Genomic DNA, 18262 nt, shown 5'->3' with positions numbered 1-18262 from the left:
CGCTCCGCAAATGATGAATGCATGGAGGTCAGATGACCACGTCCCAGCGTAACTTCGACAGCCGTTCCGGGCGGTCCAACTCATCGCAGGTCGGTTCATCCGAATTTTCCGGTCAAATGATTTCCGGTAACGGTTCCGAAGCGCGCAGCGGCAATGGATTCATGAACGATGCATCCTTCGATGTGCTTCGTCTGTCCGCGGCGCAGCGGGGAATATGGTTCGCGCAACATCTCGCGGGCGCCTCCCCGATATCCGTTGCACAATATGTCGAGATCGTTGGCGAATTGAAACCTGAATTACTTGTCGAAGCATGCAAGACCGCTGGTCGAGAATTCGGGTCGGGACATCTGCGCCTCATCGAAGTCGACGGCGAACCGCGTCAGTTCGTCGATCTGACACAGGAGCCCGACGTTGCGGTCACGGATTTGCGTCGGTACGTCGATCCGGTGGCGACCGCGCATCGGCTGATGGTAGAGGATTATTCGAAACCGCTGGATTTACTGAGCGACCGTCTCATGACCTGCGTCGTGTACCGGATCGGCGAGAATCATTTCCTGTGGTACCAGCGCGCGCACCATATCGCTCTGGACGGCTACGCGGCGGTCACGATGATGCACCGGATTCGCGAGCTGTACAACGCTTGGGTAAACGGCGAAGAAGTTCCGCCGACCACGGCGAACGATCTCGCCGATGTCATCGATCAGGACCTGACCTATCCGGGGTCGACACGGTTCGAGAACGACCGCAAGTACTGGACCGAGCATCTCGCGGGCGCGCCGCCGGTGGTGAGCCTGGCCGGTCGGGTCAGCAAACCCACGATTCATCCGACCCTCGTCAGCGTTCCGCTGCCGGAGGACACCGCGAAACTGCTCGACGCCACCGTCCTGGACCGCGGCACGAGCGTCGCGCCGATCATCGTCGCGGCCTTCGCGACCTACCTCGCCCGCATGACCGGTAGCGACGAAGTACTGCTGAGCCTGCCGGTCTCCGGTCGGCATTCGGCGGTGCTGCGACGGTCGGGGGGCATGGTCGCCAATGTCGTCCCGTTGCGCGTGCCGGTCGCGGGCCTCACCGTCGGTGCGGTGGTCGCCGCCGCTCAGAGCGAGCTGACCAGTGCGCTTCGTCGCCAGCGCTACCGCCAGGAGGACATCTTCCACGACATGGGGATCGCGCGCGACGAGGCCGCGTCCTTCGGGCCCGCCGTGAACCTCATGATGCTCGAGAACGAGATGGTGCTCGGTGAGACGACCGGCCGCCTGAACGTCCTGACCTCGGGACCCACCGCCGATCTGTTCGTCAACATCTACCCGGGCGGGGGCAAGGACAGCACCCATATCGATTTCCAGGGGAATCCGAACGTCTACAGCCCGGACGAGCTCGCGGGACACCACCGGCGCTTCGTGATGTTCCTGCACAACTTCCTCGCGGGCGGCGCGGACCACCAGGTCAGCCGGCTGCCCCTGCTCGAGCCCGAAGAACGGTCGGCACTGCTGCCCGTGCGCGGTCCGCGCAGCATCGGAACCCGGCTGCTCCCGGACATCCTCGCCTACAGCGCGCAGCGCGATCCGCGCGCGATCGCGATCGCGTCGAGCGGGCGCTCCGTGACCTACGGCGAGCTCGACACCAGATCCTCGCAACTGGCGCGGCGGCTGATCGCCGAGGGAGCGGGACCGGACACGGTGGTGGCGATCGTGCTGCGACGTTCGGTCGAATCGGTCACGGCGGTGTGGGCGGTCGCGAAGGCCGGGGCCGGGATCGTGCAGGTGGATCCGGAGTATCCGCGCAAGCGCATCGAGCACATGATCGCCGACAGCGGCGCGCGAGTGGTGATCACCATCGGCGCCTACGGTGAACGTCTACCGGATTCGGTGCACCGGATGGTTCTCGACGACATCGACACCGTGCGGATCTGCGCCGACGCCGCGGCGGGCCCGATCCGCGACGAGGAGCGGACCCGCCCGCTACGTGCGGCCAACCTCGCGTACGTGACCTACACCTCGGGATCGACCGGAGTGCCGAAGGGTGTCCAGGTCACCTACACCGGCATCGCCAATCTCGTCGCCGATCGCACCGAGGCCTACGGTCTCGACGCGTCCTCGCGGGTGTCCTACGCGCTCTCGCCCAGCTTCGACGCCTCGATGGAACAGTTCCTGACCTGCTTCGCGAACGGCGCGACGCTGGTGATCGTGCCGCCCGAGGTGATCGGTGGTGAGAAGCTGACCGAACTGCTCGCCGACGAGGGCGTGACCCACCTGACGCTGACGCCGGCGATGCTGGCCACCGTGGATTCGAATCGGCTGACGGATCTGCGCGTGGTGGTGGTCGGCGGCGACGCCTGCCCGCCGCATGTCATCGAGCGGTGGGCACGCACATGTGCCATGCACAACGAGTACGGGCCCACCGAGACGACCGTGACCGCCGCCGGCGCGGTCATGGAACCCGACGGCGAACCGACCGTCGGCACCCCCATCCGTGGCGTATCGGCGATGATCCTCGACCGCACCCTGCAACCGGTGCCGAAGGGCACCGCGGGGGAGCTGTATCTGTCCGGCCCCGGCTCGGCGCGCGGTTACAGTCACCTGGTCGACCAGACCGCGGCGCGATTCGTCGCGAATCCGTACGGCGGTCCGGGGGACCGGATGTACCGGACCGGCGATATCGCGCGCTGGGCGGGCGAGGATTCGGCGATGACGCTGGAGTTGATGGGCCGCACCGACTTCCAGGTGAAGATCCGCGGCTACCGGATCGAACCGGGCGAGATCGACGCGGCGCTCGCCGGACACGAGGATGTGGATCTCTCGGTCACCGTGCCGGTGCGCAACAAGGCGGGCGTGACCGTGCTCGCCTCCTATGTGGTGGCGGTGCGCGGCCGTTGGGTCGATCCGACCGAACTCGAGCGGTTCGCGCGCGAGTCCCTGCCGCCGCATATGGTTCCCGCGGTGATCCTGCCGATGGACAACCTCCCGGTGAACGCGTTCGGCAAGGTCGATCGAAACGCGTTGCCCGAACCTGTTTTCGGCTCCGAAGCGGCGAGCAGGCCGCCCGCCACCCCCGGGGAGACCGTGCTGGCGACGCTGTTCGCCGAGATACTCGGAGTGGAGCGGGTCGGCGCGGACGACAGCTTCTTCGCGCTGGGCGGCGACAGTATCCTGTCGATCCAACTGGTGGCGCGCGCCAAGGCCGCCGGTCTGGCGTTCTCCACGCAGGATGTGTTCTCGCACAAGACCGTCGCGGCGCTGGCCGCCACCGCCACCGACGCGGGAGCCGACCAGCGTCTGGTCGAACTGCCCGGCGGCGGTGTCGGGCCGATGCCGCTGTCGCCGATCATGCACGCGATGCTCGAACGGGGTCATTTCGACCGGTTCACCCAGGCCGCGCTCATCGAACTCCCGGACGGAATCGAGCGCGCGGAACTCGTGCGCGCGCTGACCGCGGTGATCGACCACCACGACATTCTGCGTGCGGTGCTGTGCGGCGTCGACTCCGACGACCCGCACCTCGAGGTGGGCGAACCGGGATCGGTGGACGTCGACGCCGCCCTGGTCCGCGTCGACCTCGACCGGCGCGACGCCGCGGAAATCGACGCGCATCTCCAGGCGGGCGCCGACCGGCTCGATCCCCGTGCCGGTGTGCTCGCGCAATTCGTCTGGATGACCGATCGCGACGGCGCCGCACCCGATCTGTTGTGGCTGGTCGTCCACCATCTCGCGGTCGACGCGGTGTCGTGGCGCGTCATCCTCACCGACCTCGCCCAGGCGTGGCAGCAGATCCACGAGGGCGACGACCCGCGTTTCGCCGCCGCGACGACCTCGGTCCGCCGGTGGGCACACGGTCTGGTCGAACAGTTGCCCGAGCGGCGCTCAGCGGAACTCGAACGGTGGAAAGCCGTTCTCGCCCAAGGTGATCAGCTTCTCGGAGCGCGACCGCTCGATCCGGATCGTGATACCGGGGAAACGGCGGGCAAGATCCGGCTGCGTCTCCCGGCCGAGGTCACCGAGACGGTGCTCACCACGATTCCGGCGCGTTTCCACGGCGGCGCCAACGACGCGCTGCTCGCGGCGCTCGCGTTGGCCCTGGCGCGGTGGCGGCGGACGCGGGATATGACCGTCGGCGGTGAGGTCATCTCGCTGGAGGGACACGGGCGTGAGGAACAGGCCGTTCCGGGGGCCGATCTCGTCGGCACCGTCGGCTGGTTCACCACCCGGTTCCCGGTCCGGCTCGCCCTGCGCGACATCGACCTGGACGACGCGTTCGCCGGCGGCGAGGCCGCGGGACTGGCGATCAAGCAGGTGAAGGAACAACTGCGTGCGGTGCCCGACAACGGCATCGGTTACGGGATGCTGCGCGCCCTGGATCCGCGGGGGCACGCCGAACTCGGGAGTTCACCGGAACCCCAGATCAGCGTCAACTACCTGGGACGCGTTGCCGCGCGCGAACATTCGGGACCGTGGGCCCCGACCGCCGAATTCGACGCGCTGACCGCGACGAGCGATCCGCGGATGGCGCTGGCCGCCGTACTCGATATCAACGCGATCGCCGAACAGGGCCCCGACGGGCTCGAACTCGACGCGACCTGGGAGTACGCCGCACAGGTGCTCCCCGCCGCCGATGTCGAGGAACTCGCCGACCTGTGGGTGCGGGCGCTGGGCGCGCTGGCCCGGCACGCGCGATCCGATTCCGCGGGTGGGTTCACCGCCTCGGACTTCCCGCTGGTCGAGGCGACGCAGGACGATATCGACCGCTGGCTGCGCGAATACCCGTCGATGGTCGACGTGTGGCCGCTGACCGCGTTGCAGTCCGGACTGCTGTTCCACGCCATCTACGACGGCGACGGCGTCGACGGCTACATCGTGCAGGCCGCGCTCACCCTCGGCGGGAAGGTGCACGCCGAAAGGATGCGCCAGGCCGCCCAGGCACTCATCGACCGGCACGACAGCCTGCGGGCCGCGTTCGTGGAGAGCAGCGATGGGCCGCGCCAGATCGTGCTGCGCGATGTCCGGGTCGATTGGCGGCAATCGGATATCACCGATATCGGCGATGCCGGAGACCGCGAGCGCGAACTACGACGACTGGCAGGCGCGGCGACGGAGGCGTTCGATCCGGCCCGTCCGCCGCTGGTGCGTTTCCATCTCATCCGCGTGGCCGACGAGGAGTTCCAGCTACTCATCACCAACCACCACATCGTGCTCGACGGCTGGTCGATGCCGCTGATCGTGCACGATCTGCTCGCGTACTACATATCCGACGGCGAGACACCCGAACTCGCGCAGACGCGCTCCTACCGGGACTACCTACAGTGGCTGCACGCACAGGACGGTGAGGCCGCGACGAACGCGTGGCGGCAGACGCTCGCGGAGATCGAGAGCCCGACGCGGGTCACGGGCAGACCGGATCGCACGGTCACCGCCCGCAACGGCGAAGTCGACCTGAGCCTCGATCCGGAGACCACGGCCGCGGTGTTCGGCCTCGGCCGCTCCCACGGCGTCACCGCCAACACCTCGCTACAGGTGGCGTGGTCGCTGCTGCTCACGGTCATGACCGGACGGTCGGATGTGGTCTTCGGCAATACCGTGTCGAACCGCCCGCCCCAGATCCCCGGTATCGAGCGCATGATCGGTCTGTTCATCAACACCCTGCCGGTGCGGGTCCGGCTCGACCCCGACGAAACCGTGGCCGAACTGCTCGTGCGCGCGCAATCCGAGCAGGCCGCCATGCTGGATCACCTGCACATCGGTCTGTCGGAGTTGCAGCGCGCCACCGGGATCGCCGACATGTTCGACACGGTGACGGTGCTGGAGTCCTACCCGCTCGACCGGGAGGGATTGAAGCGCAGTCTCGCCGACGCCGGACTGCAATTCGTCGATCTGGTCGCCCACGATGCCACGCCGTATCCGCTGAGTTTGCAGGTGACCCCGCCGCGCCCGGTGCGCGCGGGCCGGTCCGACCCGGGCGAGCCCGGCTGCTACCTGGTGACCTTGCGATTCGCCACCGACCGGCTCGGGCAGCAGGAGGCCCGCACGCTGCTCGAACGGTACGAATTGATCCTGCGGCAGATCGTCACCGCCCCCGCCGAGAAGGTCGCGGCCGTCGCCTCGTGCTGGGATTCCGAACGCGCCGAACTGCTCTCGACCGAAAGCGGCTCGCCCGCGGCCGAACTCACCCTGCGCGACATCCTGTCCGCGACCGCGCGCCGGTATCCGGACGCGCAGGCGGTGCGCTGCGGTGATATCGCGCTGACCTATCGCGAACTGGAACACCGCGCGGACCGGGCAGCCGCCGAATTGATCGACCGTGGCGCCCGTCCCGAGTCGTTCGTCGCCTTGGCCGTTCCGCGCTCGGTCGAACTGGTCGTGGCGATCTGGGCCGTGGCGAAGACCGGCGCCGCCTTCGTCGCGCTCGATCCGGGCAACCCGCCCGAACGGATCGCGGAGCTGCTGTCCGACTCCGGGAGCAAGCTGGGGGTGACGGTCGACGCCGTCGCCGCGCGCCTTCCGGAATCGGTCGACTGGTTGTACCTGGACGACATGCCCGCGGTGCACCGCTCGACCGGCGAACCGGTGGTGGCGGGCGCGATCCGGCCCGACAACGCGGCCTACATGATCTACACCTCCGGATCGACGGGCAAGCCGAAGGCGGTCGAACTCAGTCACCGAGGTCTGGCCGATCTCGTCGCCGCGCAGGCCGAAGCCTTCGGCGCGGACGCCGATTCGGCGGTCCTCCAGGTCGCCTCGCCGGGGTTCGACGCCTGCTTGTCGGAGGTACTGCTCGCCCACAGCAGCGGCGCCTGCCTCGTGGTGGCGCCGCCGCACGTGTACGCGGGCAGTGATCTCGCGGAACTGATTCGGGCGGAGAAGGTTTCGCACGCCATCATCACCCCGTCGGCGCTGAATACGATGGATCCGTCCGGACTGCCGTCGCTGCGGGCCATCGCGGTCGTCGGTGAGGCCACCGGATCGGACACCGTGAACCGGTGGGCGCCGCGGCGCAGGCTGATGAATCACTACGGACCCACCGAAACCACCATCTGGGCAACCGGTTCGGAGATGCTGCGGCCCGGTGAACCGGTGACGATCGGGCGTCCGATCCGCGGTGTCACGGCGGCGGTCCTCGATATGTGGATGCGTCCGGTGCCGGTCGGGGTGGTCGGCGAACTCTATCTCGGCGGACCGGGACTCGCCCGCGGCTACTTCGATCGCCCCGGGGTGACCGCGTCGCGATTCGTCGCCGACCCGCGCTCGGCAGGCGGTGAGCGGATCTACCGCACCGGCGATTCCGTGCGCTGGGTGCGTGGCCGGGACGGATTGGAACTGGATTACCTGGGCCGCAACGACCAGCAGGTCAAGATCCACGGCCTGCGGATCGAGCCGGGCGATGTCGACGCCCACCTGGCACGACACGGCGCGGTGTCCAGTGTCGCCACCGTCGCCCAGCGGGGACCGGCGGGTCAGCCGGTCCTGGTGTCCTACATCGTCGCCGCGTCGGGCGCCACGCTCGACGTGCGAGCACTGCACGAAGACCTCGCCGACACCCTCGCTCACTATATGAACCCGACGGCGATCGTGGAACTGGATTCGATGCCGCTCACGCCGACCGGCAAGATCGACCGTAAGGCATTGCGCGAGCGCGCCTTCCGCTCGGAGAGCGAGGGCGGCAGGCCGCCGTCGACGCCCGCCGAACATCTCATGGCGCAGTTGTTCGCGGATGTGCTGCATCTGGAGAACGTCTCGGCCGACAGCAACTTCTTCACCCTCGGCGGCGACAGCATCGTCTCGATGCGGTTGGTGGCGCTGGCCAGGTCCGCCGGACTCACCATCACCCCGCGCAATGTGTTCGAGGGCAAGACGGTCGCCGCCCTGGCCGCGATCGCGCGCGGCGAACCGGCCCCCGTGCCGATCGAGGAACGTCCCCTGCATCGGACCGGCCACCGCGGCGAGGCACGCGCCTACCGACCCTCGGATTTCCCGCTCGTTGCCCTCGCGCAACCCGATATCGAACGACTCGAGCAGCAGTATCGTGCGCTGGCCGACGTGTGGCCGCTCTCGCCGATGCAGTCCGGCATCCACTTCCACTCGATGTTCGACCAGGACGCCGTCGACAACTACACCGTGCAGACGATGATCGGTTTCTCCGGCGAGGTCGACGGTGAGCGCCTGCGCCGCGCCGCCCAGGCGCTCGTGGACCGGCACGACATCCTGCGGGCCGCGTTCACCGAGACGGCCGCCGGGCCGTGCCAGATCGTGCTGAACCACGCCGACGTCCCGTTCCACGATGTCGATCTGACCGAGGTCGGCGATGCGGAATCTCCCACCGACATCGCCGCTTTCGCCGCCGCGGACGCCGCGGCGGGCTTCGACCTCGCGGCCCCGCCGCTGATCCGGTTCACGCTGATCCGTGTCGATGCCGGTACGTTCCGGCTGCTGGTCACCAATCATCACGTGATCCTCGACGGCTGGTCGATGCCGCTGCTGATGCGGGAACTACTCGAGTACTACGGGTCTCCGTCGCAGATCGAGGCGACCGGCCCCGCCCCCTCCTATCGGGACTACCTCGCCTGGTTGCGTCGACAGGATGCCGCCGCTTCCAGGGCCGCGTGGGCGCGGGCCTATTCCGATATCGACTCGCCGACCCGCGTCGCCCGTCGCGGCGCCGCCGGAGGTTCGACGGCGGCGGGCGAGATCGTCGCCGAGCTGTCGGCGCAGCGGTTCGGACAGTTGCGCGCGGTCGCGGCCGAAGCGGCCGTCACCCTCAACACCGCCCTGGCCGCGGCCTGGGCACTGAACCTGCGGGTGCTGACCGGTGACACCGAAGTGATCTTCGGCTCGGCGGTATCGGGCAGGCCGCCGGAGCTGCCGAGGGTCGAGCAGACGCTGGGCATGTTCCTGAACACGGTGCCCGTCCGGGTGCGGCTCGAACCGGATCTCTCGTTGCGGCAGTTGCTGGTTCACATTCAGGAACAGCACGCCGCCATGTTGGACCACCACTACATCGGTCTGCCCGATATCCATCGCAGCGTCGGGGTGTCCGAACTCTTCGACACCGCGCTGGCCTATCAGTCGTTCCCCCTGCACCAGGGCGCGCTACAGCACCTCGTGGAATCCGCGGGTCTGCGTATCGACGACATCACCGGCATCGACGCCACCCCGTATCCGTTGAGCCTGGTCGTCGCCCCGCAGCCCGCCGACAACGGCAACGCGCAGGGTTTGCAGATCACCCTCAGGTTCCTCGTGGACGAATTCGACACGGCGCGAGCGCGGAAGATACTCGACCGGTTCGTCGAACTGCTGAACAGGGTCGCCGCGGAACCGGCCACCCGGCTCGGTGCGATCACACTGGAGGAACCGGGTCCGTCGTGGCCTACCGCGGTCGAACACGTCTACCCCGTACCGCTGCCCGACATCCTCACCGGTTCCGCCTCCCGCGAACCCGCCGCGATCGCGGTGACATGCGGTGAGGTCGCGACCACCTACGGCGAACTCGACGAGCGCTCCAACCGCCTCGCCCGAATCCTGCTGCGGCGCACCGGTGGACGTCCGGCGGTCGTCGCCTGCGCGTTCCCGCGCTCGCTGGAGGGGATCGTCACGATCTGGGCCGCCGCGAAGGCGGGTGCCGCGTTCGTGCCGATCGACCCGAATCTGCCCGCCGAGCGCATCGGATTCCTGCTGTCGGATTCCGGCGCGTCGATGGGGCTGACCGTCACCGCCTCCAGGAAATCCCTGCCCGATGTCGTCGACTGGCTGATCGTCGACGACGAGGACACCCTCGCCGTCATGGCGTCGGTGTCCGACGCCGCGATCACCGATGCCGATCGCGGCGGCCCGATCAGGATCGATCGCACCGCGTACGTGATCTACACCTCCGGTTCGACCGGAACACCCAAGGGCGTGCTGCTCGGTCATCGAGGTCTGGGCGATGTCGTCGCGGCGCAACGCAAACTGCTCGGTGTCGACCGCGCGTCGACGGTACTCCAGGTCGCCTCGCCCAGCTTCGACGCCTCGATCTTCGAACTGCTGATGGCGCACGGCTCCGGCGGCAGGCTGGTGCTGTCGCCGCCGGAGGTCTTCGGCGGTCGCGAACTCGCGGATCTGATCCGGCGAGAACAGGTTTCACACGCCGTGCTGACACCGTCGGCGCTGGCCACGGTCCCGCGCGAGGGCCTGGACGGGTTGCGCGTACTGGCGACGGCCGGTGAAGCGGTCGGACCGGAACTGGTCGATCGGTGGGCGCCGGACCGGACCATGGTCAACCTCTACGGGCCGACCGAGTCGACCATCTGGGCCACCGCGAGCGAAGCGCTCAAGCCGGGCGCGCCGATCACCATCGGCGGGCCGGTCGGACCCGTCGCGACCGTCGTGCTCGACACCTGGCTGCGTCCGGTGCCGCTCGGTGTCGCGGGTGAGCTGTATCTGTTCGGGCCGGGACTGGCCGAGGGATACATCGATAGGCCCGGGCTCACCGCAGCGAGGTTCGTCGCCTGCCCGTTCGGCGAGCCCGGACGTCCGATGTACCGCACCGGCGATATGGTCCGGCGAAACGCCGACGACCAATTGGAATTCTTGGGGCGCAACGATTTCCAGGTGAAGGTACGTGGCACCAGGGTCGAGCTGAGCGAGATCGACGCGGCGCTGGGCGCGCACGCGAACGTGGCGTTCGCGGTCACCGTGCCGCGCAGCGACGATCGCCGCCCGTCGATCCTGGTGTCGTATGTGACACCGTCGCCGGGCACCACCCTGTCCGGTGAGCAGTTGCGCACGGCGCTGACCGAGGTGCTGCCCGGTTACATGGTGCCCGCCGCCGTCATGGTGCTCGACGAGGTTCCTTTGACCCAGACCGGGAAGCTGGATCGGGACCGTCTCCCGGAACCGGTCTTCGCCGTTCGGGAGTTCCGGGCGCCGTCGACGTGGCTGGAAGCCGTCGTCGCGACCGCCTTCGAGCAGGTGCTCGATGTCCATCAGGTCGGCGTCGACGACGATTTCTTCGCCCTCGGTGGTGACTCGCTGACCGCGTCGCTGGTCGCGGCGCGGGTCGGCGCCGCCTTGGACGTCCGGGTTCCGGTGCGGTCGCTGTTCGAGTCACCGACCGTCAAGGATCTGGCCGAACTCGCCGAATCGCTCAGCGGGGGTGGCCGGGTGCCGTTGACCGCGACGGTGCGGCCCGATCCGGTGCCGCTGTCGCTGGCGCAGCAACGGATGTGGTTCCTGAACCGCCTGGAGCCGGAATCGGCCGCGTACAACATTCCGGTGATGCTGCGGCTGTCGGGTCAATTGGACACCGCGGCCCTGGAAGCGGCGCTGGACGACGTGATCGGACGCCACGAGGTGTTGCGCACGATCTATCCGGAGACGGCCGGTGAGCCGCGACAGTCGGTACTCGACGATCCGCAACTGGTGGTGGAGACCACGCGTGTCTCGGCGAATTCGGTCAGGGAGGTCGTCGGCGAATTCGTGCAGCGCGGATTCGACGTGACCACCCAGGTGCCGATGCGGGTCGGGCTGTTCGAGGTCGACCAGGAGACCGACGGCGGCATCGGACAGTTCATGCTGGTGCTCGTCGTCCATCACATCGCCGGTGACGGCCAGTCGATGGGTCCGCTGGCACGGGACGTGATGGCGGCCTACGCGGCGCGTCTGGCCGGACACGCGCCGGTGTGGGAGCCCCTCGAGGTGCAGTACGCCGACTACGCGCTGTGGCAACGCCAGGTGCTCGGCGCGGACGAGGATCCGGAATCGTTGATGCACGCGCAACTGGCTTTCTGGCGTTCGACGCTGGACGAGGCCCCGGATCGACTGGACCTGCCCGCGGACCGGCCTCGCCCCGCGGTGGCGTCGCTGGCGGGCGGCCGGGTGCCGGTGGAGATCGGGGCGAGACTGCACGGTCGACTGCTCGCACTGGCACGTTCGCGCGGATCGTCGCTGTTCATGGTGGTACACGCCGCGCTGGCGGTGGTCCTGGGGCGTTTGAGCGACAGCGACGACGTCGTGATCGGCACGCCGGTCGCGGGCCGGGGTGAACCGGGGCTCGACGCGCTGGTGGGAATGTTCGTCAACACGCTGGCACTGCGGACTCCACTGCGCGGTGACGAAGCCTTCGCCGACCTGCTGGAACGGATCAGGGAAACCGACCTACTGGCGTTCGAACACGCCGATGTGCCGTTCGAGCGGGTGGTGGAGGAACTCAATCCGGTGCGCTCGAAGGCACAGCATCCGCTGTTCCAGGTCGCGCTGGCATTCCAGAATCTGTCGACCGTCGAGGTCGTACTCCCCGACGTCGCGGTGTCGCGGGCCGATTTCGACTCCGGGATCTCGCAGTTCGACCTGCAATTGATCGTCTCCGATTCGTACGCGAAAGCCGGTGTGACACAGGGAATCTCGGGCATGATGATGTTCGCTCGGGATCTGTTCGACGAGGCGACGGTGGTGGGATTCGTCGCGCGGTTGCTGCGGGTACTGGAAGCTGTCGCCGACGACCCGACGGTCGCCGTCGGGGATATCGACTGGCTCGACGACGACGAACGGTCCGCGCTGCTGTCGCGGTTCGGTCCGCACGCGGCGACCGCGCCGACACTGTTGCCGGAGGTGTTCGCCTCGGCCGTGCGGGACAATCGTGACGGTCTCGCGCTGGTGGCGGGAGATGTCGAACTGTCCTACGCCGAACTCGACGAGCGGTCGAATCGATGGGCGCGGATGCTGATCGGTGCCGGGGCCGGACCGGATCGCCCCGTCGTCGTGGCCGTCGCGCGGTCGCTGGAATCGGTGGTCGCGTGGTGGGCGGTGGTGAAATCGGGTGCGGCCTACGTGCCGGTCGATCCTGGCTACCCGGCCGCCCGGATCGAGCAGATGGTGGCGGATTCGCACGCGGCACTCGGGGTGACGGTGTCCTCCGCGCGCGCCGCGCTGCCCGATTCGATGGAATGGATCGTCGTCGACGACCCCGAGGTGTCGGCGCGGGTCGACGCGCTGGACGGCGCGACGGTCGAACAGGGAGAGCGGTTGCGCCCACTGCGGGCCTCGAACGTGGCCTGGGTGATCTTCACCTCGGGATCCACCGGTGTGCCCAAGGGCGTCGTCGTGAGCCATGCCGGCATCGCCGACTACCTCACGGCACAACGCGCGGATACCGAACTCGGGCCCGACTCGCGGGTACTGCATTTCGCGTCGCCCTCCTTCGACGCCTCACTACTGGAGATCCTGCTCGCGGTCGGTGCGGGCGCCGCGCTGGTGGTGGCGCCCTCGGAGATACGCGGTGGCGACGAACTGGCCGAATTGCTGCGCGCGCGGCGGGTCACGCACGCCTTCGTCACTCCCGCCGCGCTCGCCTCGGTGGATCCGGCCGGGCTCGACGAGCTGCGGGTCGTGATGTCCGGTGGTGACGAGGTCCCGACCGACCTGATCAACCGCTGGGTGCGCACCGACAGCGCGGGAGCCAGACAGTTCCGGGTGCTGTACGGCCCGACCGAGACCACGATCGTCGCCTCGGCGACCGAACCGCTCCGCCCGGGTGAGCCGTCGACGATCGGCGCTCCGTTGCCCGCGATGCAGGCCCTGGTACTGGACAACCGGCTACGGCCGGTCCCCGCGGGGGTGAGCGGCGAGCTGTATCTGGCAGGCCCCGCGCTCGCCCGCGGATATCTGAACAGGCCCGGCACGTCGGCCACGCGGTTCGTGGCGCACCCCTTCGGCGCGCCGGGACGGATGCTGTACCGCACCGGTGACGTGGTCCGCTGGAATACCGACGGCGACCTGGAATTCGTGGGACGCAACGATTTCCAGGTGAAGATCCGCGGCTTCCGAGTGGAACTCGGCGAGATCGACGCGCTGCTCGGCGCGCACGCGGACGTGGGATTCGCGGTGACCGTGCCCCGGCGCGACGGGGCGGCGCCGCTGATGTTGGTGTCCTACGTGGCGCCGGTCGCGGACGCGACGATCTCGGGTGAGCGATTGCGTGCCGAACTGGCCGAGTCCCTGCCCCCGTACATGGTGCCCGCCGCGGTCGTCGTCCTCGACGAGATCCCCCTCTCACCCAGCGGAAAACTCGATCGCAAGGCGCTGCCCGCCCCGATCGTCGCGGTCAAGCAGTTCCGCGCCCCGGCCTCGCCGGTGGAGGAGATCGTGGCCGGAGTGTTCTCCGAGATGCTGGGCATCGGCCGCGCGGTCGGCGCGGACGACGACTTCTTCGACCTCGGCGGCAACAGTCTGGTGGCGACCCGGGTCGCCGCGCGGATCGGCGCCGCGCTCGACACGAATGTGCCGGTGTCGATGATCTTCGAGGCGCCGACCGTCGAGAAATTGGCGGCGCGCGCCGAAACCCACACCGACACCGCCCGGCTCGCGCTGACCGCCCAGCCGCGCCCGCGACACATCCCGCTGTCGTACGCCCAGCAGCGGATGTGGTTCCTGAACCGGTTCGAGCCCGAATCACCCGCCTACAGCATCCCGATCGTGCTGCGCCTGTCCGGTCGGTTGGAGATCGACGCGCTGCACAGTGCGGTCGGTGACGTCGTCACCAGGCACGAGGTACTCCGGACCGTCTATCCCGAGATCGCGGGCGAACCCGTCCAACTCGTCCTCCCCGCCGCCGAAGCCGTCGCGCCGGCGATGGCCGTGACCGGGGTCGCCGAGATCGAACTGGCGCAAGCGGTCTCGGACCTGCTGGCGACACCGTTCGATGTGACCACCGAGGTGCCGTTCCGGGTCCACCTGTTCGAACTCGGCGCCCAGGAGTGGGTGCTGGCCGTGGTGATGCACCACATCGCCGGTGACGGGTCCTCGCTCGGGCCGCTCGCGCGGGACATGATGGTCGCCTACGAGGCCCGGCTGCTGGACGAAGCGCCCGGCTGGGAGCCGCTCACGGTGCAATACGCGGACTACTCGATCTGGCAGCATGCCGTGCTCGGCACCGAGGACGACCCCGAATCGCTGCTGCGCGCCCAGATCGACTACTGGACGCGGCAATTGGCCGATATGCCCGCGCTGCTGGAACTTCCGGCGGACCGGCCGCGGCCGCCGAGCCCGTCCTACGCGGGTGTGAGTATCCCGATCGATATCGGCGCCGACCTGCACGCCGGATTGCAGCGGATCGCGCGGGCGCACAACACGACGCTGTTCATGGTGTTCCACGCCGCGTTGGCCGCGACGCTGGCGCGGCTGGCCGACACCGACGACATCACGATCGGCACCCCCTACGCCGGCCGTGGCGAGCCGGAACTCGACGGTCTGGTCGGCATGTTCGTCAACACCCTCGTGCTGCGGACCCGATTGCGTCCGGGGATGTCGTTCAGCGAACTGCTCGAGCAGGTGCGTGAGAACGATCTGGCCGCCTTCGGCCACGCCGACGTGCCGTTCGAACGGCTGGTTCAGGAGTTGAATCCGGCCCGGTCGCACGCGTACCACCCCCTGTTCCAGGTGATGCTGGCATTCCAGAATCTCGCCAGGACCGACCTCGAACTACCGGGACTGTCCATGTCCGGACTCGACGCCGACACCGGTACCTCGCTGTTCGACCTACAGGTCACGGTGTCGGACACCTACGACGAGACCGGCGCTCCCTCGGGCATCACGGGCGGATTGACCTACGCGACCGACCTGTTCGACTCGGGTACCGCCGCGAAACTGATCGCCCGCCTGCTGCGGTTGCTCGACGCGCTGGTGACCGACCCCGCTCGGCCGGTGCACGACGTCGACCTGCTCGACGCCGCGGAGCGGGACACCGTGCTGGTGCGGTGGAACTCGACCGACCACCCGCTCCCGGACGAGACACTGGCCTCGGCCTTCGCCCGCGCGGCGCAGCGCTACGCCGACCGCACCGCGGTGCTGTTCGGTGACCAGTCGCTGACCTACGCCCAGTTCGCCTCGCGCGTCAACCGATTGGCGCGCTGGCTGATCACGCGCGGGGTCGGTCCGGAGTCGTTGGTGGCGCTGCGGATGCGGCGTTCGCTGGATCAGGTGGTCGCGATGTACGCGGTTCACGCCGCGGGCGGCGGATACGTGCCGATCGACCCGGACCACCCGGCCGAGCGCATCGAGTACATGCTGGCGACCGCGGGCGCGGTGGTCGAACTGTCGACCCTGGACGGGCTGGATCTGTCCGGATTCGACGAGGCGCCCGTCACCGACGACGATCGTCTCGCCCCGCTGCGCCCGTACAACCTCGCCTACGTGATGTTCACCTCCGGTTCGACGGGCAGGCCGAAAGGCGTGGCCGTGCCGCATCATTCGGTGCTCAACCAGTTGAGCTGGGTCAGCGGGACCTACGCGCTGACATCGCGGGACGTGGTGTTGCAGAAGACACCGGCGACCTTCGACGTCTCGGTGTGGGAACTCTTCGGCACCCTCGCGGCGGGCGCGCGGCTGGTGATCGCCCGTCCCGACGGCCATACCGATCCGGCCTACCTCGCGGAAACCATCGCCGCACACGGGGTCACGCTGACCTCGTTCGTGCCGTCCATGCTGGCGGTGTTCGCGGACGCCGCGCCGACGCATTCGCTGGATACCCTGCGGGCGGTACTCGTCGGCGGCGAGGCGTTCGGCGCGGAAGTCGTGGCGGCGGCGCGGCCGGTGATGCCGGAGACCGAGTTGCACAATCTGTACGGTCCGACCGAATTCACGCTGCACGCGACGGCACATCGGGTGAGCGAGACCGACACCGGGAGTATGCCGATGGGCGTGCCGGTGTGGAACGCGCGAGCCTATGTGCTCGACTCCAGGTTGCGGCCGGTTCCGCCCGGTGTCGCGGGCGAACTGTACCTGGCGGGCACCCAGATCGCGCGCGGCTATACCGCACGGCCCGGCCTGACCTCGGAACGGTTCGTGGCCGACCCGCACAGTCCGGGTGGACGGATGTACCGCACCGGTGATCTGGCGCGCTGGCAGCACAGCGGCGAACTGGAATACCTGGGCCGCACCGATTTCCAGGTGAAGTTGCGCGGCCTGCGTATCGAACTCGGCGAGATCGAGGCGGTATTCGCCGAGCACAACGCCGTCTCCCGCGCCGTGGCCGCGGTGGTCGCCACCGACACGGTGGACTACCTCGTCTGCTATCTCGTCCCGATCGCGGGCGCGACGGTCGACACCGAGGAAGTACTCGCGTACGCGGCGACCAAACTGCCGAAATACATGGTGCCGACCACCGTCATGGTTCTCGACACGGTGCCGCTGACCATGTCGGGCAAGCTGGACCGCTCGCGGCTGCCGAAGCCGGTGCTCGCGGTCGGCGAGTTCAGGGCGCCGTCCTCCCGGCTCGAAGAGGAGGTCGCGCGCGCGTTCGAGCATGTGCTCGGTGTGGCGCGGGTCGGCGCCGACGACGATTTCTACGCGTTGGGCGGCAACTCGCTGCGATCGGTGCAGGTGGTGAGCGAATTGAAGAAGGAACTCGATGTCGAGATCCCGGTTCGCTGGATGTTCTCCGACCCGAGTCCCGCCGATCTCGCCAAGCGGATCGAGGCCGGGGTCCCTTCCGGTCACGATGGCTCGACCGCGAACGCGCTCGGAATCGATGTCCTGCTTCCGATCCGAACGTCGGGCGAACGCGCGCCGCTGTTCTGCGTGCATCCCGCCTCCGGTCTGGCCTGGTGCTACCACGTACTCGACCAGTACGTCGCCGACGGCAGGCCGATCTACGGGTTGCAGGCGCCCCAGATCGGCGGGGAGGATCCCGGCCCGACGACGATCGGCGATATCGCCCACCGGTACTTCGAGGAGATCCGAAAGGTCCAGCCGCACGGCCCGTACCACCTGCTGGGCTGGTCGCTGGGCGGGCTGATCGCCCACGCCATCGCCGCCGAGATGCGCGCCGAGGGGGAGGAGGTCGCGCTGCTGGCCATGCTCGACGCCGAATCCAGTGGTATCGACGCCTCGTCCGTCTCGACCATCACGGCCGGGGAACTGATCAGCAATCTCGGCCCCGTCCTCGGCATCGATTTCGTCAGTGCCGACGCGACAGCGGAGGAAGCCGCCGAACAGATCGCGCGGCATATGGGTGACGGCATCGATATCGACGCCGCGACGATCGAACGCCTGACCGCCGCCTACAACCTCTCGATCCGGGCGGCCGCCGCCTGGCGACCCCCGGTCGTGGATACCGACCTGGTGTACTTCACCGCGACCAGGGACCGACGCTCCGATGCCGAGGGACATCGGGGATGGACGCCCTTCGTCGACGGCCGGATCTCGGACTTCGATATCGACGCCGAGCACCTGGAGATGACCGCGCCCACGGCGATCGCCGAGATCGCCGGGATCCTCAACGCCCGACTGGAATGATCGGGTTC

The 18262-nt window shown here is 68.6% G+C and carries 1 protein-coding gene; it reads left to right on the top strand.

Going from position 1 to position 18262, the window contains the following annotated elements; translation table 11 throughout:
• The first annotated feature begins 32 nt into the window (after window positions 1-32).
• Complete coding sequence (locus DAT37_RS40860; RefSeq protein ID WP_408637492.1) at window positions 33-18254, top strand: amino acid adenylation domain-containing protein; 18222 nt, start codon at window positions 33-35, stop codon at window positions 18252-18254.
• Window positions 18255-18262: the final 8 nt, after the last annotated feature.

Source organism: Nocardia aurea (assembly GCF_003123685.1).
In the GTDB taxonomy this organism is placed as follows: domain Bacteria; phylum Actinomycetota; class Actinomycetes; order Mycobacteriales; family Mycobacteriaceae; genus Nocardia; species Nocardia aurea.
Note: the sequence above shows the minus strand (reverse complement) of the source record. Positions and strands in the feature narration are given on the sequence as shown.